We start from the raw sequence: 24599 nt of genomic DNA, 5'->3' as shown, positions 1-24599 counted from the left end.
GTGCGGGCCTCAGCCTCGGGTGAGCTTCTTGTAAGTGGCACGGTGCGGGCGGGTGGCGTCCGCACCGAGACGCTCGACCTTGTTCTTCTCGTACGACTCGAAGTTGCCCTCGAACCAGTACCACTTGGAGTCGCCCTCGTACGCCAGGATGTGCGTGGCGACCCGGTCGAGGAACCAGCGGTCGTGGGAGATGACCACGGCCGCACCGGGGAACTCGAGCAGCGCGTTCTCGAGCGAGGACAGGGTCTCGACGTCGAGGTCGTTGGTGGGCTCGTCGAGGAGCAGCAGGTTGCCGCCCTCCTTGAGCGTCAGCGCCAGGTTGAGGCGGTTGCGCTCACCACCGGACAGGACGCCGGCCGGCTTCTGCTGGTCCGGGCCCTTGAAGCCGAAGGCGCTGACGTACGCGCGGGACGGCATCTCGACCTGGCCCACGTTGATGTAGTCCAGCTCGTCCGACACGACCGCCCAGAGGGTCTTCTTGGGGTCGATGTTGGCGCGGGACTGGTCGACGTAGCTGATCTTGACGGTGTCGCCGACCTTGACGGAGCCGGAGTCCGGCTCCTCCAGGCCCTGGATCATCTTGAAGAGCGTGGTCTTGCCGGCGCCGTTCGGGCCGATGATTCCGACGATGCCGTTGCGCGGCAGCGTGAAGGACAGGTCGTCGATGAGGACCTTGTCGCCGAACGCCTTCGAGAGGTTGTTGACCTCGACCACGATCGAGCCCAGACGCGGGCCCGGCGGGATCTGGATCTCCTCGAAGTCGAGCTTGCGCATCTTGTCCGCCTCGGCCGCCATCTCCTCGTAGCGGGCGAGACGGGCCTTGGACTTGGTCTGACGCCCCTTGGCGTTGGAGCGGACCCACTCCAGCTCTTCCTTGAGGCGCTTCTGGCGCTTCTCGTCCTTGCGGCCCTCGACCTTCAGACGGGTGGCCTTCTTCTCCAGGTACGTGGAGTAGTTGCCCTCGTAGGCGATGGCGCGGCCGCGGTCGAGCTCGAGGATCCACTCGGCGACGTTGTTCAGGAAGTACCGGTCGTGGGTGACGGCGATGACGCAGCCCGCGTACTTCGAGAGGTGCTGCTCCAGCCAGTTCACCGACTCGGCGTCGAGGTGGTTGGTGGGCTCGTCGAGGAGGAGCAGGTCCGGGGCCTCGATCAGCAGCTTGCAGAGCGCGACGCGGCGCTTCTCGCCACCGGAGAGGTTGGTGACCGGCCAGTCACCGGGGGGGCAGCCCAGGGCGTCCATGGCCTGCTCCAGCTGGGCGTCGAGGTCCCAGGCGTTGGAGTGGTCCAGGTCTTCCTGGAGCTTGCCCATCTCGTCGAGGAGCGCGTCCGAGTAGTCGGTCGCCATCAGCTCGGCGACCTCGTTGAAGCGGTGGAGCTTCTTCATGGTCTCGGCGGCGCCGTCCTGGACGTTCTCCAGGACGGTCTTCGACTCGTCGAGCTTGGGCTCCTGCATGAGGATGCCGACGGTGAAGCCGGGCGAGAGGTACGCCTCGCCGTTGGACGGCTGCTCCAGGCCCGCCATGATCTTCAGAACGGTGGACTTACCGGCACCGTTCGGGCCGACCACACCGATCTTCGCGCCGGGCAGGAAGTTCAGGGTGACGTCATCAAGAATCACCTTGTCGCCGTGCGCCTTGCGCGTCTTGCGCATGGTGTAGATGAACTCAGCCAAGAGAAACCGTCCGGCAGATCGATGGGTGGGCAGATACACCCCATCTTGCCAGCCGTCCATACCTGCGGGCGAATGGGTAGGTCAGCGCCCCCTGGCCGGCACGGTCCCGTACCGCCCGCCGCGGCGACTTCTCGTGGGCCGCCCCGCGGCGGCGGCCCACGAGGCAGGATGCCCCTGAAGACGACGGGAACGACCGGCCGGGGGGCTCCATGGGGAACACGCTGCCGGCACTCGCCGTGGCACTGGTCGGCCGCGGTCCGGGTTGCCCGTCAGGCGGACGGTCACGCCCCCGGCCGGTAGACGGTGAGGGCGTCGGGGAGCGCGTCGAGGACCAGGCCGGGCGGGGCCTGGGCGTACTCGCCGTCGTACGCGAGCGGGGTGCCCGGCGGGATGTCGCCGATCCGCAGGCTGCGCAGCCGGGTGGCCGCGTGGACCGGGGAGCGGGTCAGGGGGCCGGCGAGGGCGGCGGCCAGCAGGCGGGGCCGGGGCGGCCGCCGCCGTGGACGAGGCGTACGTCGAGCAGGCCCTCGCCGAGGTCGTCGCGGCGGCGGGGGTGGGGCCGGTCCCGTGGTAGGTGCCGTTGCCCGCGAAGAGCAGCCAGACCTTCCGGGGCCGCCCGGCCAGCCGCAGCGGCACGGGGCGCTGGGAGCGCAGCACCCGCCAGGCCGCCAGCAGGGCGGCGGGGCCGCCGCCGATGCGCGGGGCCCAGCGCAGGCGGTGGCCCAGCAGCTCCGGGTAGGCGCCGATGCTGAAGGTGTTCAGGAAATGGCCGGACCGGCCCTCCGGTCCCGGGGTGAAGCGGCCCACGCCGATGTGGACGGCGTGCCCGGCGGCCAGGGCGCGGCAGGTGTCCTCGATTCCGCCGAGGCCGAGGTCCATCGCGAAGTGGTTGAGGGTGCCGCCGGGGAAGACGGCCAGCGGCACCCCCGCGCGCAGGGCGGCGGTGGCGGCCGCGTTGACGGTGCCGTCGCCGCCGCAGACCCCGAGGACGGTGGCGCGGGAGGCCGCCGAGTCCAGTGCGGCGGCGAGCTCCGGGCCCCCGCACTCGATCACCTCGGCCTCGGGGAGCCGGGCGCGCAGCACGTCGAGGCGCACGGCCGCGGCCGTGCCCGACGCGGTGTTGACCACCACGGTGAGCCCGGCCCCGTCGGGCAGCGCGGGCGCGCCTTCGGCGCGCCGCTCGGCCCCCGGCACGATCCTGGCCTCCTTGGCGTCGCGCGCGAGCCGGTCCACGACGAAGCCCGCGGCCACGCCCAGCGCCGCACCCGCGAGCACGTCGGAGGGGTAGTGGACCCCGGTGTACACCCGGGAGAAGGCCACGGACGCGGCCACCGGAGCCAGCGCGGCACCCCAGCCCGGGGACTCCAGCGCCAGCCCGGCGGTGAACGCGAAGGCCGAAGCCGAGTGCCCGGACGGGAAGGAGGTGGTCTGCGGCTGCGTCGCCAGCTGCCGCACGGCGGGCACCCCCTCCAGCAGCGGCCTGGGGCGGCGTACGGACCATTTGCCGACGGTGTTGATGGTCGCGGAGGCCAGCGCCAGTGAGGCGACCCCGCGCACGGCGGCCTTGCGGGCCCGGGCCGATCCGAAGGCGGCGAGCGCGACGGCGGCCCCGCCCCACAGCACCCCGTGGTTCGCGGCCCGCCCGAGCCTCGGCAGCACCCGGTCGGCCCCCGGCCAGTGCCGCCGGGCCACCACGTCGAACAACTGCCGGTCCCACCGCACGACCGCGCCCTGCCAGGTCAGCTCCTGATCAGCCATGGTCTGCCTCTACCCCGGGCACGGACCCGGACACCCCCTAGTGATCCTCTTCATCCAGGGGTCGCTTGCGGAGCAGGAGGACCACCAGGCCGCCCAGGACCACCAGGCCCACCGCCAGGGAGGCGATCACCGGGGTGGCCGCCGAGCTGCCGCTGGAGGCCAGCCGCTCCTCGTCCGGGGAGTCCGGTGTGGTCTGGCCGGTCAGGGCGGCCTGACCGTTCGGACCGCTCTGCCCGGCGGGCTGGATGCCCGGCTGCTGCCCGGCGTCCGCGGTGGCCGGCTGGACCGCCGGAGGCTCCGGCCAGACCGCCGTGGCCGTGGCGGCGGCCGCCGACTCGCTGGAGCCCGCCACGATCTGCGCCTGGGCCGGCACCCCGCTGGTGAAGACCCGCCCGACGGGAACCTTGGTCGCACCCTGGACGGTGACCGAGGCCGCGCCGTCGGGAGTGCCCGCGGGCACCTCGAAGTACAGCCTGGTGCCGTTGACGGCGGTGTCCAGCGGCCGCCCCTCGGCATCCACCACGCGCACCCCCATCGCGACGGCCGCCGCGTCCGGCACTACGGACACGCTCCGCGCCCCGGTCCGCACGGTCACCGGGCCGAGCCTGGTGCCGACCGCCCCGGACACACCGCCCGGGTCCAGCCCCAGCGAGGCCGGCGGCTCGGGCAGCTGCCCGGCCTCCCGCTGCAGATAGTCGGCCAGCTTCTCCGCCGACGGGTCCGCGGCCTCGACCTGCACCCCGTCCGCCAGCCGCCAGATCGCCACCTGGGTCCCCGCCGCAGCGCTCTCTGCGGTCAGCGCACCGGCCCCGGCCACTTTGGCGAGGCCGGCCAGATCGTTGAGCTGCGGGTAGGAGTGCTCCAGGACCCAGCGGATCCGGCCCGCCTCCCGCTTCCCGGCCAGCGGGCTGCCGCTCCAGCCGCTCTCCGTGTAGCGGGACTGGGGCTGCGCGCTGCCCTCGACGCCGACCCCGTACGTCTGGAGCATCCCCCCGCCGTCGACCCGCATCTCGTAGAGCCCGGCCGGGATGTGCCGGACCGACCCGTCACCGGAGTGCAGGACCGCCTGGCCGTACGTCTTCAACCCGTCCAGCACGGCGCTCGCGCCCTCCGGGGCCCGGGACACCGCCGGGTCGGAGTCCGCGGCCGCCCGGGCGGTGCCGGGCGCGGCGGTGAGGGCCGCGGCCAGCAGGGCCACGGCCAGCGGGCGGCGCGCGGAGCCCCGTACGGCCACGGGCGAAGGAACGGAATGCGGGACTGAATGATGAACGGAAGCAGGAGCGGAATCAGGAGCGGAGGATGCGGGAACGGCAATCGACACAGTCTTCCCCTTCGGGCCAAAGACCCAGGTGCCCGTGAGTACCGGGGAATCCTATCCGCCTCGAACACTCAGACCACCGCCGCCTTCTGAGTGGCCATCAGCGGCGTATCGGTCTTGACGACCCGGCGGAACGCGGCCGTTCCCCGGTTCAGATCGTGGCCGATGGCCGTGGCGTCGATCTCCGCCGCGACCCACCGGTGTCCCTCCGCGTCGGGCGAGTCTTCCCGCACCCGCAGCCGGCCGTGCACCACCAGCGGTTCGCCCACCGACACGGAACCCGCCAGATTCACCGCCAGCGTGCGCCGCGCCCACACCGTGTAGAAGCTGGTGGACCCGTCGGTCCAGGCCTCCTTGCGCCGGTCGAAGTACCGCGGCGTCACGGCGAACCGGAACCTCACCGACGGGCCGTTCAGCGTCTCCTTGTAGTCGAGCTGCGTGGCCACGTATCCCACCAGCGTCACCAGGGTGTCGTTCATCCCGGCCGCCCTCCCCCGCGATTCGCACCCGTACGGACCATCCGCACGAGGTACGCACCATGCTGGGGCCGACCGCCGGTTCCCGCTCCGGCCTGTGGATTACTGACGGGTTGTGGACAACTTCGTCCCCCCTGCGGCGACGGCGGCGTACTGCTCCCGCACCTCCCGGTAGCGCAGCAGCTCCGCCGCGACCGGCTCCAGCACCCGGCCCCGCCCGCACCCGGCCGCCGCCTGCCGGAGCCTTCGCTCCGCGTCCTGCCCGTATCTGCGCGCCGGTCCCCGCGCCGCGATCGAGCAGGCCCACTCCACCAGCGGCCCGCCGATGATGCCCGCCACCATCAGCAGTACCGGCGGCAACAGCTGCGGCTCCAGGACCCCGATGATCTGGCCCAGCAGCCACAGCCCGCCGTAGATCTGGAGGAGTGTCATCGCCGCCTGCCCGAGCACCGCCGCCGGCCACCACGTGGGCCGCGGCGGCTTGACGCTCGGCACCGCGACGGCCGCCCCGAGGGTCACCGCCAGTTCGTCCAGCGCCTCCGGGAGGCGTTCGGCGCCGCGCACCGCCGTCTCCCGTACCGCCTGCGCCCATGGTTCGGGCAGGCCCGTGACCGCCTCGTCGGCGACCGCCCGTACCGCCTGCTCCACGCGCTGACGCGCGGTCACCTCCTCCTCGACCGGCGCCTCCGGGACCGCCGTGCCCCTGCCGCCGATCGCCGCGAGGGCGGCCAGACCCGCCAGCGTGCGCGGGGCGCGGCGGCCCTCGTACCACCGCCACAGGCGCAGCCACGGCGTCCCGCAGGCCTTTCCGGCATTGCGCCGCCAGGCCCGCTCGGCCGCGACCCCGGCCGCATACGCCCCGACCGCCTCGGCCAGCCGGTCCTCGAACTCGGCGCGCGCCGCCTCGCCGATCTCCGGCCCGGAGTGCCCGTCGGCCACGTACAGCGGCCGCAGGCGCACGGCCGCGCGGTCGACGTCGGCGGAGATCCGCCGGGTGGCGGCGCCCCTCTCCTGGGTGAACTGTCCGAGCAGCTCCCGGAGTTCCCCGACGCCCTCGCCGGTCAGCGCGGACAGTCCCAGCACGGTGGCGCCGGGTTCCTCGTGCTCGCCGAGCGCGATGCCGTCCTCGTCGAGGAGCCGGCGCAGGTCGTCCAGGACGAGGTCGGCGGCCTCCCCGGGCAGCCGGTCCACCTGGTTGAGCACGACGAAGGTCACCTCCGCGTGCCCGGCCAGCGGCCGCAGGTACCGCTCGTGCAGCACCGCGTCCGCGTACTTCTCCGGGTCCACCACCCACACCACGGCGTCGACGAGCGCCAGTACGCGGTCCACGTGGTCGCGGTGCGCGCCGACCGCCGAGTCCAGGTCGGGCAGGTCGACGAGGACCATCCCGCGCAGGGCCTCGGCCTCCGAGGTCTCGCGGGGCCGGCGGCGCAGCCGTCCGGGGATCTCCAGCCGGTCCAGCAGTCCGGCCGCGCCGTCGGACCAGCTGCAGGCGATGGGGGCGGCGGTGGTCGGGCGGCGCAGCCCGGTCTCGGAAATCTGCACCCCCGCGAGTGAATTGAAGAGGGTGGACTTGCCACTTCCGGTGGCTCCGGCGATCGCCACGACCGTGTGCTGCGGTGACAGTCCGCGCCGCGCGGCCGCCTCGTCCAGTACCCGGCCGGCCTCGGCGAGGGTCTTGCCGTCGAGCCTGGTCCGGGACAGTCCGACCAGCTGGCGCAGTGCGTCGAGGCGCAGGCGCAGGGCCTGCCCCTCGGGACTGAGCGGGGGTGTGGCCGACTTGCCGCCGTCGTTGCCGGCGCCGGAGACCGCCCGCACGAGCGCCTCGTCGCCTTCGTCGCCTTCGCCGCACTCGTCGCACCCGTCGCACTCGCCGTGCTCGCCGAGCCCGTCGGCCGCACCCGCCCTCGCCCGGCGCGAGCGCGCGATGAGTCCGTCGTCCCAGCGGTCCTCGGTGCGGTCGGCCAGGGAAGTCACCGCGTCACCTCTCCTTCTGCAGTAGGGACAGCGCGGCAATCAGTTCGGCCTGCGGTTCCGGGGTCACTTCGAGGGCCTCCAGCGGGGCGAGCCGGCGGTCGCGTTCGGCGCGCAGCACCTGGTCGAGGTGGTCGCCGACCAGCTCCGCGCCCCGGTCGCGCAGCCGCAGCGCGGCCTGGGCCCCGATCCGTTCGGCGAGCTTCTCCCCGGCGGGCCGGGCCCGTTTGCCGCCGAGGAGGGCGGCGACGAGCAGGGCCGCGACGCAGTCGGGGTCGGGCGAGGGCTGCCGGTCGAGCCGTGCGACCTCCTCCTCCGCGAGTTCCTCCAGCACCCGCCGCCAGCGCCGTACGGCCATGCCGATGCGGTCCCCCGCCTCCCTGTCGGGCGTGGGCAGGGGCACCGCGCCGGCGGCCGGCTCGCGCCGCCAGGCGGTGGCGATCCGCTCGTCAGCGGCGGCGACGGCGCACTGGAGCAGCGCGGCGAGGGATTCGGCGAGCGAGTCGAGGAGTTCGTCGGCGCTCGTGTCGAGCGGATAGCCGCGCCACCGGGTCAGCGCGTCCCCGGCCAGTACGGCGCCCTGGTCGAGGCGGTTGCGGACGCGCCTGCCCTCCCGCTTGTACGCGTCCTCCACGGCCGATGTCAGCCGTACGGCGGCAGCGTGCTGGGCGGCGACGGCGGAGGCGAGTTCGGGCATCCGGCGCCCGAGGGAGTCCAGCGCGCCGAGCGCGGTGCGCCCGACGGCGTACTGGCGGGCGGCGGGATCCTGCGCGTGGTGGGCGAGCCAGGCGTACAGCGGCGCGACGGCGCTGGCAGGGAGCAGCCCGCCGCCCCCTGCCGACTCCGGGAGTTCGGGCACGGTGAAGCGCGGTACGTCGCCCAGCCCGGCCCGGGTGAGCAGGGCCCCGTACTGGCGGGAGACCTCGGCGAGCACCTGGTGCGGTACCCGGTCGAGGACGGTGATGAGGGTCGCCTTGTACTGCTTGGCGGTGCGCAGGAGGTGCCAGGGGACGGCGTCGGCGTACCGCGAGGCGGTGGTGACCATCACCCAGACGTCGGCGGCGCAGATGAGTTCGGCGGCCAGTGTCCGGTTGTCGACCACCAGGGAGTCGATGTCGGGGGCGTCGAGGATGGCGAGCCCGCGCGGCAGGGTGGATACGGTCTCGATCCGCATCTCGCGGGTGGCGTGGCCGGGGCCGGGGCTCCGGTCGTACCCCCGGGAGGTGACCGCGGGGGCGGGTTCCTCCTCCCCGTGCGGCACCCACACCCGCATCAGGTCGGGCAGTACCCGCATCCCGGCGAACCAGTGATGATCATCCGGATGGCAGACGAGCACCGGTGTGCGCGTGGTGGGGCGCAGCACCCCGGCCTCGCTGACCTGTCGTCCGACGAGGGAGTTGACGAGGGTGGACTTACCGGCCCCGGTGGACCCGCCGACGACGGCGAGCATCGGCGCCTCGGGCGCCTTCAGCCGGGGGACGAGGTAGTCGTCGAGCTGCGCGAGCAGCTCGGCTCTGGTCTGGCGGGCGCGCGGAGCGCCGGGCAGGGGCAGCGGCAGACGCACGGACGCGACCCGGTCGCGCAGGGCGGACAGGGCATCGAGCAGCTGAGGCCGAACATCCAAGGTCACCACATGCGAAGAATGCCCAATTTAGGACCATTTTTGAAGCTTATACGTCCTCTGCGCGCCGACCGCGACTCCAGTGGGACATCTTGGACACGACGGACGAGTGGGGCGCAGGCATAACGAGTGCACAACACCCAGGGCGCCGCGGCGCAAAAGCGATGCGAGAATCGCACCTGCCTGCGATTATCGGGACCGCTTCACCGAACCTCCACATCGTGGCACGCGAGTGAAGCAACCGGGACAAGGCAACCGGAGCCCTATCCTTGACCCGGCACGGACCGCAGTCTCACCCCCACCGGGGGCTCCAGGCCCACCAAGGCCACCTTCCGGCCCCCGTAGCTCAGTGGATAGAGCAGGTGCCTTCTAAGCACTTGGCCGCAGGTTCGAGTCCTGCCGGGGGCACTCTTTCTCCACCACCGCAAGCCCTCCCCCTGGGAGGGCTTTTGTGCAGGTCAGAGGGACCATAGCGGGATCCGTGTAGAACGGCCGTAAGCCCCGGATCCCCCCTGGGGAGAGGCCGGGGCCGTCCGGCCGGCGCGGGTTGCTGCGAAGCCAGCTGCGGGCCGCCGCGTTGGGGCTCAGGTCAGGAGCTTCTGCTTCGCGCGGTCGAACTCCTCCTGGGTGATGTCGCCCTTGTCCTTCAGGGCCGAGAGCTTGTGCAGCTCTTCCGCCGGGCTCGCGGACGGGGCCGCCGTCTGGCGGACGTACTGCTGGAAAGCCTCTTGTTGTTCCTTGGCCTGCTCCCGGTCGCGTTCGGCCATGCTGCGGCCGCGCACGATGAGGTAGATCAGGACGCCGATGAACGGCAGGAGGAGCACCAGGATCAGCCATCCGGCCTTCGCCCAGCCGTTCATGCCGTGGTCCCGGAAGAGGTCCGTGATCACCTTGAAGAGCAGGAAGAACCACATCACCCACACGAACAGCCACAGCATCGTCCAGAAGAGTTCGAGCAGCGGATAGTCGTCCATGCCGGGCTCCGATCTCCTACGCGGATCTCCATTACTACGCCGGGTCCACGGGCTTCGCACTCCGGGCCGTCAGCGAAGCGGCCCTCCACGTAGTCCGCCGTGCGGGGGTCGGAAGGCGTGGAGAACATGGCCGGGGTGGGGCCGTACTCGACGATCCGGCCAGGAGTTCCCTGTTCCGCGAGGAAGAAGGCGCACTGGTCGGAGACGCGCGCCGCCTGCTGCATGTTGTGGGTGACGATCACGATGGTGACCTCGTCGGCCAGGTCGCGGATGGTCTCCTCGATGCGGCGGGTCGAGGTGGGGTCCAGGGCCGAGCAGGGTTCGTCCATCAGGAGGATGCGGGGGCGGACCGCCAGGGAGCGGGCGATGCACAGGCGCTGCTGCTGGCCGCCCGAGAGGGCGCCGCCGGGCTGGCGGAGCCGGTCGCGGACCTCATTCCACAGGCCCGCCTTCGTGAGGCACTCCTCCACCAGGTCGTCCTTCTCCGAGCCCGCGACGCGCATGCCCGTGAGCTTCAGGCCCGCCGTCACGTTGTCGTAGACCGACATCGCCGGGAAGGGGTTCGGCTTCTGGAAGACCATGCCGATGCGCCGGCGGGCGTCCGTCAGGCGGCGGCCGCGGGCGTAGATGTCCTCGCCGTCCAGCAGGACCTCGCCCGCCAGTTCGGCGCCCGGGATCAGCTCGTGCATCCGGTTCAGGATGCGCAGGAAGGTCGACTTCCCGCAGCCCGAGGGGCCGATCAGGGCGGTCACCTGGCCGCCCGGCATCGTCAGCGAGACCCGGCTCAGGACCTTTCGGCCCCCGAACCAGGCGGACAGCGAGCGGGCGTCCAGGGAGGAGGCCCCGCCGGCGGTGGTCTGGGGCAGGGTGAGCGTCTCGGTCATGGGGGCCTCGATCACAGGAGGTTGGGCAGGAGCAGGGCGGCCTGATCGGACACCGCGAGGGCGAGGGCGGCCAGTACGGGGAACCCGACCAGCCAGGTGTGCGCGCGGCCCCAGCGGACCCGGGCCCAGGCCAGGGCCGCCGCCGCGAGCAGCAGGGCCTGGCCCCAGAGGATCAGCGGGACCCAGGCCGAGGCCTGGCCCGCCATGGGCGCCTCCTCGGCGGCCAGCCGCCCGGGGGTGCGGCCGCCCGACTGCTGGGCGGGCGAGAGCAGTTCGGCGTCGACCTGGAGCACGCCGCGGGGCATGTACGGGGTCCCGTCCCCGGTCATCAGGGTCAGCAGGCCCGCGTCCCCCGTCGGCTTGGCGGGCTGCGGGTCCCCGGCGCGCCGGACGCCGAGCACCCGGTACTCGTGCTCCCCCTGCCCCGTCGTGACGGTGAAGGTCTCGCCCCGCTCCAGGTCGCCGATGTGCCCGAACGGGCCGCCGTAGCCCGCCTGTCGGCCCATCAGGATGCTGGTCCCGGGCTGGCCCGGGAGCACGGTGTCGCGGCGGTGTCCGGGGCCCGACGCCAGCACGCCGGCGGTGGTCGCCTCGCGCACGACCTCCCATACGCCGATCTGCGGGATGGCGAGCAGCGCGACGGGCGCGCCGGCCTCGGTCGGGCCCACCGGGGCGGTGGCGTTGGCGAGCTTGTCGCGCAGCTCGGCGTACCCGACCCGGCGGTCCCGCTCGTGGCGGAGGTGGCCGAGCGGCCCGACCTCGGCGACGAAGCCGAGGAGGAGCGCGCCCAGGATGGCCAGGGCGGCTCCGGTGGCCCACAGGCCGGGCCCGGCGGTCGGAGCGGGGGGCGCCACCCGCCCCGCCGGAGCCTTCCGGACTCCGGCGGGGCCGGGGCGCACGTCCACCGGCACGGTGGAGGTGACTGTCATCTGTCCTTCTCCGGTGTTCAGTTGCCCGCGAAGGTCAGCAGGCCGCGGCGGCGGGCCCACCACACGGCCGTACCGCCGGTCAGGACCAGGCCCGCGGCGATCAGTGCGAGGGTGGTGGCGTCGGTGCCGGTGTCGGCGAGGCCGCCCTTGGCGCCCGAGCCCGTGCCCGTACCCGCACTCGTGCCCGCGCTCGTGCCCGCCGCCGTACCCGCGCTCGTGCCCGTACCGCCGCCCGTGACCGTGGTGGAGACGCCCACTCCGGAGCCACCGCTCGTGGTGGACGTGGGGGTGGGGGACGTGGAGTCCGAGGGGGCGGGCGTGACGGTCGGCGTCGGGGTCGGCGTGGAGGTGGTCGCGGTGCTCACAGCGGACCTCCCCCGCGTACGGCCAGTCCCGGCGCGTCACCGGCGCCGGGCAGGCGCAGGCCGCGCAGCCGCCGGGTGTAGGTGACCCCAGCGGCGACCTGCGCCTCGGCGGCGGCGGAGAGGAAGAGCTGGAGGCTGTGGCGGCACTCGCGCTGACGGCGGAAGGTGCGTACCGCCACGCCCACGCAGTGCTCGTCGAGGGTGAGCTGCCAGGTCCAGGCTCCGGTGCCGGCACCACCCCGGCGCCGGGGGACATCACCACGAGGGCGGTGACCTGCTCGGCCCGCGCCCGCAGCCGTTCGACGGCGGCGCAACAGGCGCCGAGGCTGTGGTGAACGTGCGGACTGCGGCCGAGCTCGTGGTTGTTGGCGCCGACGAGACGCCAGGTCACGGCCTGGGAACCAGCGCCCGGGCCGTGCTGCTCCGAAGCGCCCCCCGGCGCCCGGCCTCGTACGACATCCACCCACGACACGAACAGAAAACGTGGCCGAGACATCCGGGCCGCCTCCCTTCCCCACAACCGTGCGTGGCCTGAAATCAGCCACCCACCCATGGCTGCGGGCATGACAATCCACGGGGCGTAGGACTGGGGAGCACACGGAACGGTGAAGGAGAAACGGAGAACATGTGAACGCGAGGAGGGGGCGCGCGGGGAGCGCTCCTCGGGGCCGAGCCCGTGCGTCCCTTGGTGCGCGGGCGGTGTCGGAGCGTCCGGGCTAGGAGATCCCCAGGATCCGGACGGCCTGGTAGTACGTCCACGCGGTGCTGTCGCAGGAGCCTCGGCGGACGCCCGAGTACTGTGCGCAGACCCTCCTCAAGTCCGCGTGGAAGACCTCGTCCAGCCGGGCTTTGGCGGCTGGAAACAGACCTGCCGCACGGTGGTTGCGGTAGCCGAAGTCGTGGCGTGCGCAGGCCATCCGGAAGGGGAAGCCCAAGGGGTTGTCCGGGGAGCCGGTGCAGTAGTCGGTCGACCAGTCGAAGCCGTACGCGGCCCACTCGGTCCGCTTCTCCCGCGCCTCGGCCCACGCCCCGTAGCTCGCGGCGTCGGCTTGCGTCCAACGACTCAGCACCTGCGGCTTGTCGGCCGGGACCCCGGGGGCCGCCGCGGCGGCCGGCGCGAGGGTGAGCACGGCGGCCGCGGCCGCCGACGCGAGAGCAGGGACGATACGGCGGGCGGCACGACGGCGCATGGCATTCCTCGGGGCCGGGGGGTGTGGCGGGGCAGGTCGCCCCCGGCCAACTCCCCCGGGCGCCGGATGGTTACTGCGCGCGGCCGCCGGTCTGCGTCAGGGCCGCCGACACGGCCCGGGCGAAGCCGTCGGGGTTGTCGAGCATGATGTTGTGCCCGCAGTCGGGGAGGGACACCACGGAGACCCCCGCCGCCTCCAGGGCGTCGGTGCCCGGGAGCGGGCCGTCCGCCTCGGGCAGCAGGAAGCAGCGCGGAACCTTCAGTTCCAGCAGCAGCTCGCGCATGGTGGGCGTCGTACCCGCGGCCAGGTGCACGGCGCTGCGGTACAGGGCGGTGCGGCCGGCCAGCCGCATGGTGGCCCACCAGTGCGCGCCGACCCGGTCGCGTACCTCGGCCCAGCCGCCCGCCAGGAACTCCTCCTCGCCGTAGGCGGCGATCCCGCTGCTCCCGGCCGAACCGGGGGTGCGGGGCAGCGGATCCAGGTTGGCGTCGACGAGCACCAGCCGGGAGACCAGGTGGGGGTGCCGGTCGGCGAGCACGATGGCGACGGCTCCGCCCATGCTGTGCGCGATCAGCTCGGCGCCCTCCGCCCCGGCCCCGGTGAGGGCTGCCGCCAGCGCGTCGGCATGCGCCTCGAGGGTGTAGGAGAACTCCTCGGGCCGGTCGCTGTGCCCGTGGCCCAGCAGGTCGACCAGCAGTGAACGGCGCCCGGCCAGCAGGGGATGCACGGCGCTCGCCGCGAAGTAGGCGGGCGAGCTCGCCCCGAGCCCGTGCACGTACACCCGGGCCGGCTCCTCCCCCGGCAGCTCCACCCAGCGGATCCGGTCACCGTTCGCCGTGACGGCAGCGCTGTGCACGATGTACTCCCCCCGTGGTCCCACGTCCTGGTGCGGACGAGGATAGCCAGCGCCGCACGGCCGCATCCGCCTCGTCTACCCTCGGTCGGGTGATCGACTACGTGAACCGGCTCGGCGACGGCGCACCGCTGATCGGCCCGCCCCCCAAGGGCGCGGCCGTGGCCGTGTGGTCCCTGGACACCCGGCTGGACTCGGTCGCCGGACACCCGGTCGCCGAGGCCTCGGCGGTACTGGACGCGACCGAACAGGACCGGGCGGGAAGGCTCGTGCACCCCGCCGACCGGCACCGGTACCTCGCCTCGCACCTGGGCCTGCGCGCGCTGCTCGGCGGCTACCTGGGTCTGGCTGCCCACGAGGTCACCCTGGTCCGGGAGACGTGCCCGTGCTGCGGCGGCCCGCACGGCCGGCCCGCCGCGGCCGGCGGCGCGATCCACTTCTCCCTCTCGCACAGCGGCGACGTGGCCTACCTGGCCTTCGCCGGGGTGCCGGTCGGCATCGACGTGGAGGAGACGCCGAGCACGGAGGCACTGGCCGACGTACTGCCCCTGCTGCACCCGGCGGAGATCGCCGAGCTGAACGCCCTGCCCGAGGCGGACCGGCGGACCGCGCTGGCCCGCGTCTGGTGCCGCAAGGAGGCCTGCCTCAAGGCCGACGGCACGGGCCTCGCCCTCGGCTTGGTAGACCCGTACGTGGGCTCGGCCCCGGCCCCGGCCCCCGTCCCGGGCTGGACCGTCCGCGACCTCCCGGCCCCCACGGACTACGCGGCGGCCCTGGCCGTGCAGGCCTAGACCCGCCGGCCGCGTTCGACGGCGGCCGTCGTCTCGGGCTCGGTGAGCACCGCCCCCACGGCCTCGGGCGTCTGCCGCCACGCCGCGGCGAAGTTCTCCTCACCATGTGTCATCCCCGCATTATCGTGGCCGCCATGGACATCCGCCGGGCCCTCACCCCCGCCGAGCTCACCGCCGCCGAGCCCCTCTTCGACGGGCCCGCCCGCGAGGAGTGGGCCGAGCGCTTCCTCGCCGCCCCGGGGCATCTCCTGCTCATCGCCTATGTGGACGGCGTGCCCGCCGGGATGGTCTCCGGCGTCGAGATGACCCACCCCGACAAGGGCACCGAGATGTGCCTGTACGAGCTCTCCGTGGACGAGGGGTACCGCCGCCGCGGGATCGGCCGCGCCCTGACCCTCGCGCTCGCGGACGAGGCCAAGGCCCGTGGCTGTTACGGCATGTGGGTGGGGGTCGACTCGGACAACGAGGCGGCCCTCGCCACCTATGCCGCCGCCGGAGCCCGCGACGAGGGCGTCTTCGCCATGCGCGGCTGGCCCCTCACCACCTCGTAGCCCGCGCGGCGGCGTGTCGTGCCCCCACTCGGCGCACCCTCCGCGCGCCCCCGCCACCGTTCGCCGAGCATCGGCCACATGACCGCATTCGCCGCCCTCCTCCCGGCCGCCGCCCTCCTCGCGACGGCCGGCACGGCCACCGTCCTGCCTCCGCCGCACTTCGACGCCGCCGCTGCCGCTGCCACTGCCACTGCCGGGACCGCCCCGTACGTCGTCGTCCTGAAGGACACCGCCTCCCGCGCTCCGGCCCGCGCCCTGGCCGCCGAGGCGGCGGAGGCCGGGGACGAGGTCTCGGCCGTCTACGACACCGTCCTGAACGGCTTCGCCGTCCGCACCACCGCCACCCGGGCCGCCGCCCTGGCCGCCGACCCCCGGGTGGCCTCGGTGGAACCGGACGCGGAGTTCCACACCACCGACACGCAGCCCCAGGCCCCCTGGCCGCTGGACCGGATCGACCAGCGCGAGCTCCCGCTCGACGGCTCGTACACGTACCCGAGAAGGGCCGTCGGCGTCACCGTCTACATCGTGGACACCGGGATCAACGTCCGCCACCGGGAGTTCGGCGGCCGCGCCCGGGCCGGCTACAACGGGCTGTTCCTCCAGACCTCCGGCGACTGCAACGGCCACGGCACGCACGTCGCGGCGACCGTGGGCGGGGAGACGTACGGGGTGGCGAAGGGGGTCTCGCTCGTCTCGGTGAAGGTGGCCGACTGCCAGGGTTCCGGGCGTCTTTCGGCCATGATCGGCGGCATCGAGTGGATGGTGAAGAACGCCGCCAAGTCCCCCGCCACCCCGGCGGTCGCCAACATGAGCATGGGCGGCACCCCCAGCCGCGCCCTCGACGCGGCGGTCGCCCGGGCCATCGCCTCCGGGATCACCTTCGTCGTGGCCGCCGGCAACGACGGCAAGAACGCCTGCGCCGGATCCCCGGCCCGCGTCCCGCAGGCCGTCACGGTCGGCGCTACCGACGCCGAAGACCGGCACGCGCGGTTCTCCAGCCACGGCCGCTGCGTGGACCTCTCGGCGCCCGGCGTGTCCGTCGTCTCGGCCTGGAAGGGCTCCACCACCGCCACCGCCCGGTCCTCCGGCACCTCGATGGCCACCCCCCACGTGGCCGGAGTCGCGGCTCTGATCCGCGCCGACGGCACCGGGAAGACCCCGCAGCAGGTCGCCGGGGCACTGCTGCGCAGCGCCGTGCCCGACCGGATCACGGGACTCCCGGCAGGCACCCCGAACCTCCTGCTCCACACCCCCACCGAACGCTGAGGGCCCCACCGACCAGTCGGTATCCGACGTGTCATCAGACCCGCCCTGATGGCACATCAATTTCTGTGTGCTTCGGGCGAAAACAAGTCATTGACTTCTCATCACGGCGACGCGTCAATGTCGGCCACCGCACCGGCTCGACCTCCCCCACACAGCGGGTGGGGGGAGGGGTTCGTCATGACGAAGGAGTCGCGACCCAGTGAGTACGAATACGCTCAGACGAAGAGTGCTGGCCGGGGCAGGAGCCCTTTCCCTGGCCCTGACGGGCGGTGTGGTGGGCCTGGCCGGCTCCGCGCAGGCCGCGACGAAAACCACCCCCGTCTTCGAGAACTGTGACGCCCCGGCCCCGCAGGCGGACGGTTCGGGCAACCAGAACTACACGATCACCCTGCCCGACGGCGCGAAGGCCGGCGACGTCGTCCCGATCACCATCGACCCGGGTGCGAGCCCGCTGGTCCCGGGCTTCTCCGTCACGACGGTGAACACCTCCAAGATCACCCTCAAGGTCGGGGCGACCACCCAGGTGGTCACCAGTCCGCCCGAGACGGTCAGCGTCGTGGCCGGGCAGCCGCTCGACCCCAAGGCCTTCTCCGGAACCATCAAGATCCCCGACGGCACCGAGGGCACCACGGTCAATGTCGCCCTCGACCTGGCGGTGACCGACGCGGACCTCTCCGGTTCGATCTTCACGACCACCTGCACTCCGGCGCCGCGCCCCAGCGCCTCCCTCGGCTCGGTCGCCGTGGAAGCCCTGCCCAAGGACCCGGTCACCACCAAGCTGGCGCCCAACAGCGGCCCGGCGGGCACCGCCGTCGTCGCCACCGGCGCCAACTTCCCGGCCGGCCCCGTCACCTGCTCCGCCCTGCTCGCGGGCGCGGCGACCGGTGACACCGGTGCGGGAACGGCGGACGCGTCGGGCGCCGCCACCTGCAACATCACGGTCACCAAGAAGGCCGACACGATCAAGATCGACGGCTCGATCACCCCGTACAAGGCCTTCGTGTTCCTGGAGGAGCAGGCGGGCGTGAAGAACCCGGTCGACGTCGAGGTCCTGCCCGGACCGCTGGCCCTCGGCCCGAAGGACGGCCAGCCGGCCGTCAGCTTCGGTGCGGTGACCATCAACGGCAAGTCCCAGTCGGTGGTCGGCGTCTTCAACGCCGCGACCGTTCAGGACTTCCGCGGCGGCTCGCTCGGCTGGGACGTGACGGCGACCCGTACGCCGTTCCTGAACCAGGCCACCGGCCACTCGATGGCGAAGGCGCAGATCGGCATCCAGCCGTCCTGCACCGTGACCAACCCGGACAGCCCGAGCACCTGCACCGCGGGCACCCCCGGCGCGATCTCCGAAACCCCGATGAAGGTGGCTTCCCAGGCGGCCGGCGGGGATGAGCTGACCGGTGGTGAGTTCGCCGTCGGCGGCGCGGGGATGATCCAGCTCCCGCCGTTCATGTTCGCCGACACCTACCAGTCGGTGGTCACCTTCTCCATCGCCTGACCCGGTCCGACCGGTCCCAGGGTGGTGCGGCGCTCCGGCGCCGCACCACCCCTTCCCTCTTTCCGCGACGGCTGGAGAACCCGCCCATGCGCACCCGCACCTCTCTGTACGGTCTGCTCGCCGGCCTGCTGCTGCTGGGCGCGGGCCTGCTCCCGGCCGCCACCGCGACGGCGGCGGACAACGGCACCTGGGGGGTCTTCCCCACGCCCGCGGCGGGTGCGGCGATGACCGACCGCGCCTACTTCTTCCACCAGGGCGCGGCCGGGTCCACCGTCCAGGACAGCGCGACGATCCTGAACTCCTCCGACAAGGAACTGACGTTCCAGGTCTTCGCCACCGACGCGATGAACACCCCGGCGGGCGGTGCCTTCGCCCTGCTGCCGGTGGAGACCGAGCCCAAGGACGTCGGCGCGTGGATCGGGCTGCCGCCGGAGACGGCGACCACGGTGACCGTGCCGGCCAAGGGCCGCAAGGACATCCCGTTCACCGTGAAGGTCCCGGCGGACGCGACGCCCGGCGACCACGTCGGCGGGATCGTGGCCCTGAACACCGCCGTGGAGGGCGTGCAGCAGGAGGGCAAGGTCCAGGTCGGGGTGAAGCGCTCGGTGGGCGCCCGGCTGTACTTCCGGGTGCCGGGCCCGGTGACCGCCGGGCTGAGCGTGGAGGACGTGAAGGTCAGCCGCTCGGCGCCGCTGCTGCCGTGGGTCGGGGACGCCCGCGCCACGATCTCGTACGCGCTGGTCAACCGGGGCAACGTGGTCGTGGAACCGAGGGTGACGGTCACCGCCGAGGGACTGTTCGGACGCGAGGTGCTGAACCGTCCGGCCCGCGAGCTGAGGCTGGTGCTGCTGCCGGGCCAGCGCATCGAACTGACCGAACCCTGGCCGGACGCCCCCCAGTCGGACTGGGTGACGGTCACCGTCGCGGCCGGCGCCGCGGCCTACCCCGAGCTCGCCTCGGAGTCCGCGACCGACTTCGCCGCCGTACCGTGGCCCGCCGCGGGCGCGGCCCTGGTACTGGCGGGCGCGGCCATCGCCCTCTGGATGCTCCGGCGCCGCCGCCGCGCGGCCGGGGAACAGCCGGAAACCTCCCCGGACCTGGCCCGCACGCACTGACCGGCCCCAAGGCAGCAGGAACCCCCGGCCGGTGAGGGTTGGCCGGGGGTTCTGCGTACCGGGGCGACGGGCAGGCGTCAGTGGTTGCGGGGGAAGCCCAGGTCCACGCCCGCCGGGGCGTCCGAGGGGTCCGGCCAGCGGGTCGTGACGACCTTGCCGCGCGTGTAGAAGTGGATGCCGTCGTTGCCGTAGATGTGGTGGTCGCCGAAGAGCGAGTCCTTCCAGCCACCGAAGGAGTGGTAGCCCACCGGCACCGGGATCGGGACGTTGACGCCGACCATGCCCGCCTCGATCTCCAGCTGGAAGCGGCGGGCCGCGCCGCCGTCGCGGGTGAAGATCGCGGTGCCGTTGCCGAACGGCGAGGCGTTGATGAGCGCCACGCCCTCCTCGTAGGTCTCCGTGCGCAGCACGCACAGCACCGGGCCGAAGATCTCGTCGCGGTAGGCGTCGGAGTCGGTCTTCACGTTGTCGAGCAGGGACAGGCCGATCCAGTGGCCGTTCTCGTTCCCGTCGACCGTGTAGCCGGTGCCGTCCAGGACCACGTCGGCGCCCTGGTCGGCCGCGCCCTTCACGTACGAGGCGACCTTGTCGCGGTGGGCGGCCGTGATCAGCGGGCCCATCTCGGAGGTCGGGTCGTTGCCGGGGCCGATCTTGATCTTCTCGGCGCGCTCGCGGATCTTGTCGACGAGGGTGTCGGCGATGGAGCCGACGGCCACGACGGCGGAGATCGCCATGCAGCGCTCACCGGCCGAGCCGTAGGCGGCGGAGACGGCCGCGTCGGCGGCCGCGTCCAGGTCGGCGTCCGGGAGCACCAGCATGTGGTTCTTGGCGCCGCCCAGCGCCTGGACGCGCTTGCCGTTGGCGGAGGCGGTGGTGTGGATGTGGCGGGCGATCGGGGTCGAGCCCACGAAGGAGACGGCCGCGATGTCGGGGTGGGCCAGCAGGGCGTCCACCGCGACCTTATCGCCGTGCACCACGTTGAGCACGCCCGCCGGCAGACCGGCCTCGCTCATCAGCTCGGCCAGCTTGTTGGAGGCGGAGGGGTCCTTCTCGCTGGGCTTGAGGATGAAGGTGTTTCCGCAGGCCACGGCGAGCGGGAACATCCACATCGGCACCATCGCCGGGAAGTTGAAGGGGGTGATGCCCGCGACCACGCCCAGCGGCTGGCGGATGGAGGAGACGTCGACACGGTTGGAGACCGAGGTCGACAGCTCGCCCTTGAGCTGCGTGGTGATCCCGCAGGCCAGCTCGACGATCTCCAGGCCGCGCGCGACCTCGCCCAGCGCGTCCGAGTGGACCTTGCCGTGCTCGGCGGTGATCAGCTCGGCGATGGCGTCGCGGTTGGCGTCCAGCAGGGCGCGGTAGGCGAACAGCACCTTGGTGCGGGCGGCCAGCGAGGACTGGCCCCAGGTCTGGAAGGCCTCCTTCGCGACCTGCACGGCCGCGTCGACCTCTTCGGCCGAGGCGAGCGCGACCTGGGTGGTGACCTCGCCGGTGGCCGGGTCGGTGACCGGGCCGTAGTTGCCCGACGCGCCCTCGACGGTCTTGCCACCGATCCAGTGGTTGACGGTCTTCATTTGCCTTGCTCCTTCACAGATGGCGACGTCGCTGCGCGGCTTGCCGGTCGTACTCTTCACGGGCCGCGGCCGCCGCCTTGCGGGTCGCGGTCTCGGCCACAGGAACATCCCACCACGCCTGTGCGGGGGGTGGGCCCGACACAGTGTCGGGCGTTCGGGTCTGTGTGTAGACACATGTGGGACGGTCCGCCGAGCGGGCCTCTGCGAGGGCTTCGCGCAGGTCACGCACGGTACGGGCGCGGATCACGGCCATCCCGAGGGAGGCCGCGTTCGCCGCGAGGTCCACCGGAAGGGGGTCCCCGCCGTACGAGGCGTCGGGCCCCCGGAAGCGGTACGCGGTGCCGAAGCCCTCGCCGCCCACCGCCCCCGACAGGCCGCCGATGGAGGCGTAGCCGTGGTTGTCGAGGATGACCATCCTGACCGGGATGCCCTCCTGGACGGCCGTGACGATCTCGGTCGGGTTCATCAGGTACGTGCCGTCGCCGACCAGCGCCCACACCGGGCGGCCGGGCGCGGCGAGCGCGACCCCGATCGCGGCCGGGATCTCGTAGCCCATGCAGGAGTAGCCGTACTCCACGTGGTACTGGTCCGCCGAGCGGGCCCGCCACAGCTTGTGCAGGTCGCCGGGGAGCGAGCCGGCCGCGTTGATGAGGATGTCCGTCTCGTCGACCAGGGCGTCCAGCAACCCGAGGACCTGGGCCTGGGTGGGCGGGAGGTCCTCGTCGGGGGCGGCGAAGGCCCGGTCGACGCGTGCCTCCCAGTCCGCCTTCCCCTGCCCGTACGCCGTCTCGTACGCGGGATCCACCCGGTGGCCGGCGAGCTCCGCCCGGAGCTCGTCGAGCCCCTCGCGCGCGTCGGCGACCAGCGGCAGGGCGGCGAGCTTGTGGGCGTCGTACGGGTCGAGGTTGAGGCCAATGAACCGGACGGTCGGGTTCCGGAAGAGGGTCGCGGAGGCGGTGGTGAAATCGGTCAGCCGGGTCCCGGCGGCGATGACGAGGTCTGCCTCCCGGGCCAGGCCGTCGGCGGTCGCCGTCCCCGTGTGCCCGATCCCGCCGACCTCGGCGGGGTGGTCGTACGGGAGCACGCCCTTGCCCGCCTGGGTCGTGGCCACCGGGATCCCGGTGGCCACGGCGAACTCCGCCAGAGCCGCCTGGGCCGCGCTGTGCCGGATCCCGCCGCCCGCGACGATCAGCGGGCGCGCGGCCGACCGTACGGCCTGGGCCGCCGCGGCCAGCTCGGCGCGGTCGGGCCGGGGCCGGCGCACGCCCCACACGCGCTCGGCGAAGAACTCCTCGGGCCAGTCGTACGCCTCCGCCTGCACGTCCTGCGGCAGCGCCAGGGTGACGGCCCCGGTCTGGACGGGGTCGGTGAGCACCCGCATGGCCTGGAGGGCGGCCGGGATCAGGGCCTCGGGGCGGGTGATCCGGTCGAAGTGGCGGGAGACGGGCCGCAGGGCGTCGTTGACGGAGAGGTCCCCCGCGTACGGGACCTCCAGCTGCTGGAGTACGGGGTCGGCGGGCCGGGTGGCGAAGGTGTCGCCGGGCAGCAGGAGCACCGGGATCCGGTTGATCGTGGCGAGGGCGGCTCCGGTGACGAGGTTGGTGGCGCCGGGCCCGATGGAGGTGGTCACGGCGTGCGCGGAGAGCCGCCCGCTCTGGCGGGCGTACCCGACGGCGGCGTGCACCATGGCCTGCTCGTTGCGTCCCTGGAGGAAGGGCATCGACTCGTGGCCGGTCTCCAGGAGGGCCTGGCCGATGCCCGCCACGTTCCCGTGCCCGAAGATCCCCCAGGTGGCCGCGATCAGCCGGTGCCGCCGGCCGTCGCGTTCGGTGTACTGGCGGGCGAGGAAGGCGACGAGGGCCTGCGCGACGGTGAGTTTCATCGGGGTGCCTCCGCCTTGGGAAAGGGCAGCCGGGGGTCGATGTCCTGCCCCGGCCAGGTGGAACGGATCCAGCCGTGGTCGGGGTGGTCGCGGATCAGCCACTCCCTCATCGCGCCCGGACCGGCCATCACGTTGAGGTAGTACATGTCGTGCCCGGGGGCGGCGATGGAGGGCCCGTGCCAGCCGTCCGGGATGAGCACGGCGTCCCCGGTCCGCACCTCGGCGAGGACATCGGTCTTCCCGGCCGGGGAGGGGGTGACGCGCTGGTATCCGAGCCCGGGGGTGTCCCCGTGCGGGGCGATCTCGAAGTAGTAGATCTCCTCGAGCCGGGACTCCTCGCCGGGGTGGTGCTCGTCGTGCTTGTGGGGCGGGTACGAGGACCAGTTCCCGCCGGGGGTGAGCACCTCGACTGCAATGAGCCGGTCGCAGTCGAAGCCACCCGGGCCGGCGGCGGCGAAATTGTTGACCTGCCGGGAGCACTGCCCGGCGCCGCGCAGCTCGACGGGGACGGCCTCGGCCGGTCCGTACCGGGCCGCCAGCACCGTGTCGCAGCGCGCGCCGACGAGCGCGAAGCGGCCGCCGTCTGTGGAGGTGACCTCGACATGGCTGTCGCGCGGCACGTAAGCGAAGTCGGTGACGGAGTCGAACACCCCCGTCCGCCCCCGCAGTTCGAAGACTTCCGGTCCGCTGCCGGGGGCTCCGCCCCCGGACGGCCGGCGCCGGCCGTCCGGCGGGCTGGCTTGCCCGGAGGGCAATTCCAGCCCCGCCGGCGTTTGAGGCGCGGGGTCTGGGGCGGAGCCCCAGCAGCGGGCCTGGCAGGCGCCCGAGAGCGGGAGCACGATCCACTCGGCGTCCCCGCAATCGTGCGCGTACACCTCCCCCGGCTCCAGCGCCAGCACCCGCAGCCGCGTCCAGGCCATCCCCCACTCAGACACCACCGGCACGCCCTAGCACCTCCTCCACCTCGTGAGAGAACGGCATGGCCGTCGAGCACGCCAGCCGCGAAGCCACGATCGCCCCGGCCGCGTTCGCGTACCGCATCACCCGCTCCGGCTCCCACCCCGCGAGCAGCCCGTGGCACAGCGCACCGCCGAACGCGTCCCCGGCCCCGAGGCCGTTGACCACCTGGACGGGAACCGGCGGGACCTCCGCCACCGTTCCGTCGCGGTGGACCGCCAGCACGCCCTCCGGGCCCCGTTTGACCACCGCCAGTTCCACCCCGGTGGCGAGCAGTGCCCGCGCCGCCGCGTACGGCTCCGATTCGCCGGTGGCGATCGCGCACTCCTCGGTGTTGCCGACGGCCACCGTCGCCAGGGCCAGCGCCCGCTCGTAGTACGGGCCGGGCTTCTCTCGCCACAGCGTCGGCCGCCAGTCCAGGTCGAAGACGGTGGTCCCGGACTTCGCGCGGGCCTCCAGCGCGGCCAGTGTGGCCGCTCGGCTCGGCTCCTCGCTCAGGCCGGTGCCCGTCATCCAGAACACGCGGGCCTCCCGTACCGCCTCCAGATCCAGGTCCTCCGCCGCGATCTCCAGATCGGGGGCCTTGGGCAGCCGGTAGAAGTACAGCGGGAAGCGGTCGGGCGGGAAGATCTCGCAGAAGGTGATCGGCGTGGGGTGGTCGGCGACCTCGGCCACCCACCGGTCGTCCACCCCGAACCCCCGCAGCTCGGAGCGCAGGTACGCGCCGAACGGGTCCGCGCCGGTGCGGGTGATCATCGCCACGCGCCTGCCCAGCCGGGCGGCCGCGACGGCCACGTTCGCCGGGGAGCCACCCAGGAACTTGCCGAAGGTGTCCGCTTCCTCCAGTGGTACGCCGGTCGTCAACGGGTAGAGATCCACCCCGATCCGCCCCATCGTGATCAGGTCGAACGCCAACCTGTCGCCGGTCACAGTCAGTCCTCCCACTCGT

20 protein-coding genes, 1 tRNA gene and 2 pseudogenes are annotated in these 24599 nt (G+C 73.2%); 6 read left to right on the top strand and 17 right to left on the bottom strand.

Features of this window, described 5'->3' with window-relative positions; all coding sequences use genetic code 11:
• Positions 1 to 9: 9 nt before the first annotated feature.
• The 6 genes and pseudogenes from ettA to OHA89_RS24100 all read right to left on the bottom strand — a co-directional run bounded on the left by ettA (position 10) and on the right by OHA89_RS24100 (position 8824).
• A complete protein-coding gene (ettA, locus tag OHA89_RS24125) occupies positions 10 to 1674 on the bottom strand; it encodes an energy-dependent translational throttle protein EttA (RefSeq protein ID WP_215141328.1) in 1665 nt (554 codons plus the stop codon).
• A 281-nt stretch (positions 1675 to 1955) separates the two neighbouring features.
• Positions 1956 to 3432 (bottom strand): annotated as a pseudogene (locus OHA89_RS24120) (bifunctional phosphatase PAP2/diacylglycerol kinase family protein).
• Between the two features lie 37 nt (positions 3433 to 3469).
• Complete coding sequence (locus tag OHA89_RS24115; protein ID WP_406367081.1) at positions 3470 to 4666, bottom strand: TQXA domain-containing protein; 1197 nt, start codon at positions 4664 to 4666, stop codon at positions 3470 to 3472.
• 155 nt (positions 4667 to 4821) lie between these two features.
• Positions 4822 to 5229: a single-stranded DNA-binding protein gene (locus tag OHA89_RS24110; RefSeq protein ID WP_406367080.1), complete on the bottom strand. Its 408-nt coding sequence runs from the start codon at positions 5227 to 5229 to the stop codon at positions 4822 to 4824.
• A 99-nt stretch (positions 5230 to 5328) separates the two neighbouring features.
• Entirely contained in the window at positions 5329 to 7203 is a 1875-nt protein-coding gene (locus OHA89_RS24105; protein ID WP_406367078.1) for a GTPase, read from the bottom strand.
• Between the two features lie 4 nt (positions 7204 to 7207).
• Positions 7208 to 8824, bottom strand: coding sequence for a dynamin family protein (locus OHA89_RS24100; protein WP_215141318.1), 1617 nt, complete (start codon positions 8822 to 8824; stop codon positions 7208 to 7210).
• 332 nt (positions 8825 to 9156) lie between these two features.
• On the opposite strand from OHA89_RS24100, the gene OHA89_RS24095 reads away from it, so the two are divergent.
• A tRNA-Arg gene (locus OHA89_RS24095) sits at positions 9157 to 9229 on the top strand.
• 176 nt (positions 9230 to 9405) lie between these two features.
• Here OHA89_RS24095 and OHA89_RS24090 read toward each other — a convergent pair.
• The 7 genes and pseudogenes from OHA89_RS24090 to OHA89_RS24060 form a co-directional block, all read right to left on the bottom strand.
• Positions 9406 to 9795: an SHOCT domain-containing protein gene (locus OHA89_RS24090; protein WP_257556277.1), complete on the bottom strand. Its 390-nt coding sequence runs from the start codon at positions 9793 to 9795 to the stop codon at positions 9406 to 9408.
• A gap of 74 nt (positions 9796 to 9869) precedes the next feature.
• Positions 9870 to 10679: pseudogene (locus tag OHA89_RS24085) on the bottom strand (phosphate ABC transporter ATP-binding protein); the annotation flags it as partial.
• 11 nt (positions 10680 to 10690) lie between these two features.
• Complete coding sequence (locus tag OHA89_RS24080) at positions 10691 to 11608, bottom strand: sortase (RefSeq protein ID WP_266609664.1); 918 nt, start codon at positions 11606 to 11608, stop codon at positions 10691 to 10693.
• Between the two features lie 17 nt (positions 11609 to 11625).
• Positions 11626 to 11973, bottom strand: coding sequence for an LPXTG cell wall anchor domain-containing protein (locus OHA89_RS24075; RefSeq protein ID WP_406367075.1), 348 nt, complete (start codon positions 11971 to 11973; stop codon positions 11626 to 11628).
• Positions 11970 to 12152 carry a hypothetical protein gene (locus tag OHA89_RS24070; RefSeq protein ID WP_406367073.1) on the bottom strand — a complete coding sequence of 61 codons (183 nt, stop codon included), beginning with the start codon at positions 12150 to 12152 and terminating at the stop codon, positions 11970 to 11972. Before OHA89_RS24070 ends, OHA89_RS24075 begins: the two co-directional genes overlap by 4 nt.
• Before the next feature lie 537 nt (positions 12153 to 12689).
• Positions 12690 to 13163: a phospholipase gene (locus OHA89_RS24065; RefSeq protein WP_215141308.1), complete on the bottom strand. Its 474-nt coding sequence runs from the start codon at positions 13161 to 13163 to the stop codon at positions 12690 to 12692.
• A 70-nt stretch (positions 13164 to 13233) separates the two neighbouring features.
• Entirely contained in the window at positions 13234 to 14019 is a 786-nt protein-coding gene (locus OHA89_RS24060) for an alpha/beta fold hydrolase (RefSeq protein WP_266609661.1), read from the bottom strand.
• An 89-nt stretch (positions 14020 to 14108) separates the two neighbouring features.
• Here OHA89_RS24060 and OHA89_RS24055 point away from each other — a divergent pair, with 89 nt between their 5' ends.
• The 5 genes from OHA89_RS24055 (at position 14109) to OHA89_RS24035 (ending at position 19234) form a co-directional block, all read left to right on the top strand.
• Positions 14109 to 14807, top strand: coding sequence for a 4'-phosphopantetheinyl transferase superfamily protein (locus tag OHA89_RS24055; RefSeq protein ID WP_266609660.1), 699 nt, complete (start codon positions 14109 to 14111; stop codon positions 14805 to 14807).
• 134 nt (positions 14808 to 14941) lie between these two features.
• Entirely contained in the window at positions 14942 to 15358 is a 417-nt protein-coding gene (locus OHA89_RS24050) for a GNAT family N-acetyltransferase (protein ID WP_257556269.1), read from the top strand.
• A 78-nt stretch (positions 15359 to 15436) separates the two neighbouring features.
• On the top strand, positions 15437 to 16624 hold the full coding sequence (locus tag OHA89_RS24045; protein WP_406367070.1) for a S8 family peptidase: 1188 nt from the start codon (positions 15437 to 15439) through the stop codon (positions 16622 to 16624).
• Between the two features lie 199 nt (positions 16625 to 16823).
• Positions 16824 to 18119, top strand: a complete 1296-nt coding sequence (locus OHA89_RS24040) for a hypothetical protein (protein ID WP_215141299.1) — start codon at positions 16824 to 16826, stop codon at positions 18117 to 18119.
• An 86-nt stretch (positions 18120 to 18205) separates the two neighbouring features.
• Entirely contained in the window at positions 18206 to 19234 is a 1029-nt protein-coding gene (locus tag OHA89_RS24035; RefSeq protein ID WP_406367069.1) for a WxL protein peptidoglycan domain-containing protein, read from the top strand.
• Between the two features lie 77 nt (positions 19235 to 19311).
• Here the strand turns inward: OHA89_RS24035 and OHA89_RS24030 are convergent, their stop codons facing one another.
• The 4 genes from OHA89_RS24030 to iolC are packed head-to-tail and all read right to left on the bottom strand — an operon-like array spanning position 19312 to position 24580.
• Complete coding sequence (locus OHA89_RS24030; protein WP_215141295.1) at positions 19312 to 20811, bottom strand: CoA-acylating methylmalonate-semialdehyde dehydrogenase; 1500 nt, start codon at positions 20809 to 20811, stop codon at positions 19312 to 19314.
• 13 nt (positions 20812 to 20824) lie between these two features.
• Positions 20825 to 22693 (bottom strand): 3D-(3,5/4)-trihydroxycyclohexane-1,2-dione acylhydrolase (decyclizing), encoded by a 1869-nt coding sequence (gene iolD, locus OHA89_RS24025; RefSeq protein ID WP_266609657.1) that lies wholly within the window; start codon positions 22691 to 22693, stop codon positions 20825 to 20827.
• A complete protein-coding gene (gene iolB / locus OHA89_RS24020) occupies positions 22690 to 23637 on the bottom strand; it encodes a 5-deoxy-glucuronate isomerase (RefSeq protein WP_406367067.1) in 948 nt (315 codons plus the stop codon). The genes iolD and iolB overlap by 4 nt, the downstream gene beginning before the upstream one ends.
• On the bottom strand, positions 23621 to 24580 hold the full coding sequence (gene iolC, locus OHA89_RS24015) for a 5-dehydro-2-deoxygluconokinase (RefSeq protein ID WP_266609656.1): 960 nt from the start codon (positions 24578 to 24580) through the stop codon (positions 23621 to 23623). Before iolC ends, iolB begins: the two co-directional genes overlap by 17 nt.
• Positions 24581 to 24599: the final 19 nt, after the last annotated feature.

The organism is Streptomyces sp. NBC_01546, assembly GCF_045208355.1.
Taxonomy (GTDB): Bacteria; Actinomycetota; Actinomycetes; order Streptomycetales; family Streptomycetaceae; genus Streptomyces.
This window is presented reverse-complemented; position numbering and strand designations above follow the sequence as displayed.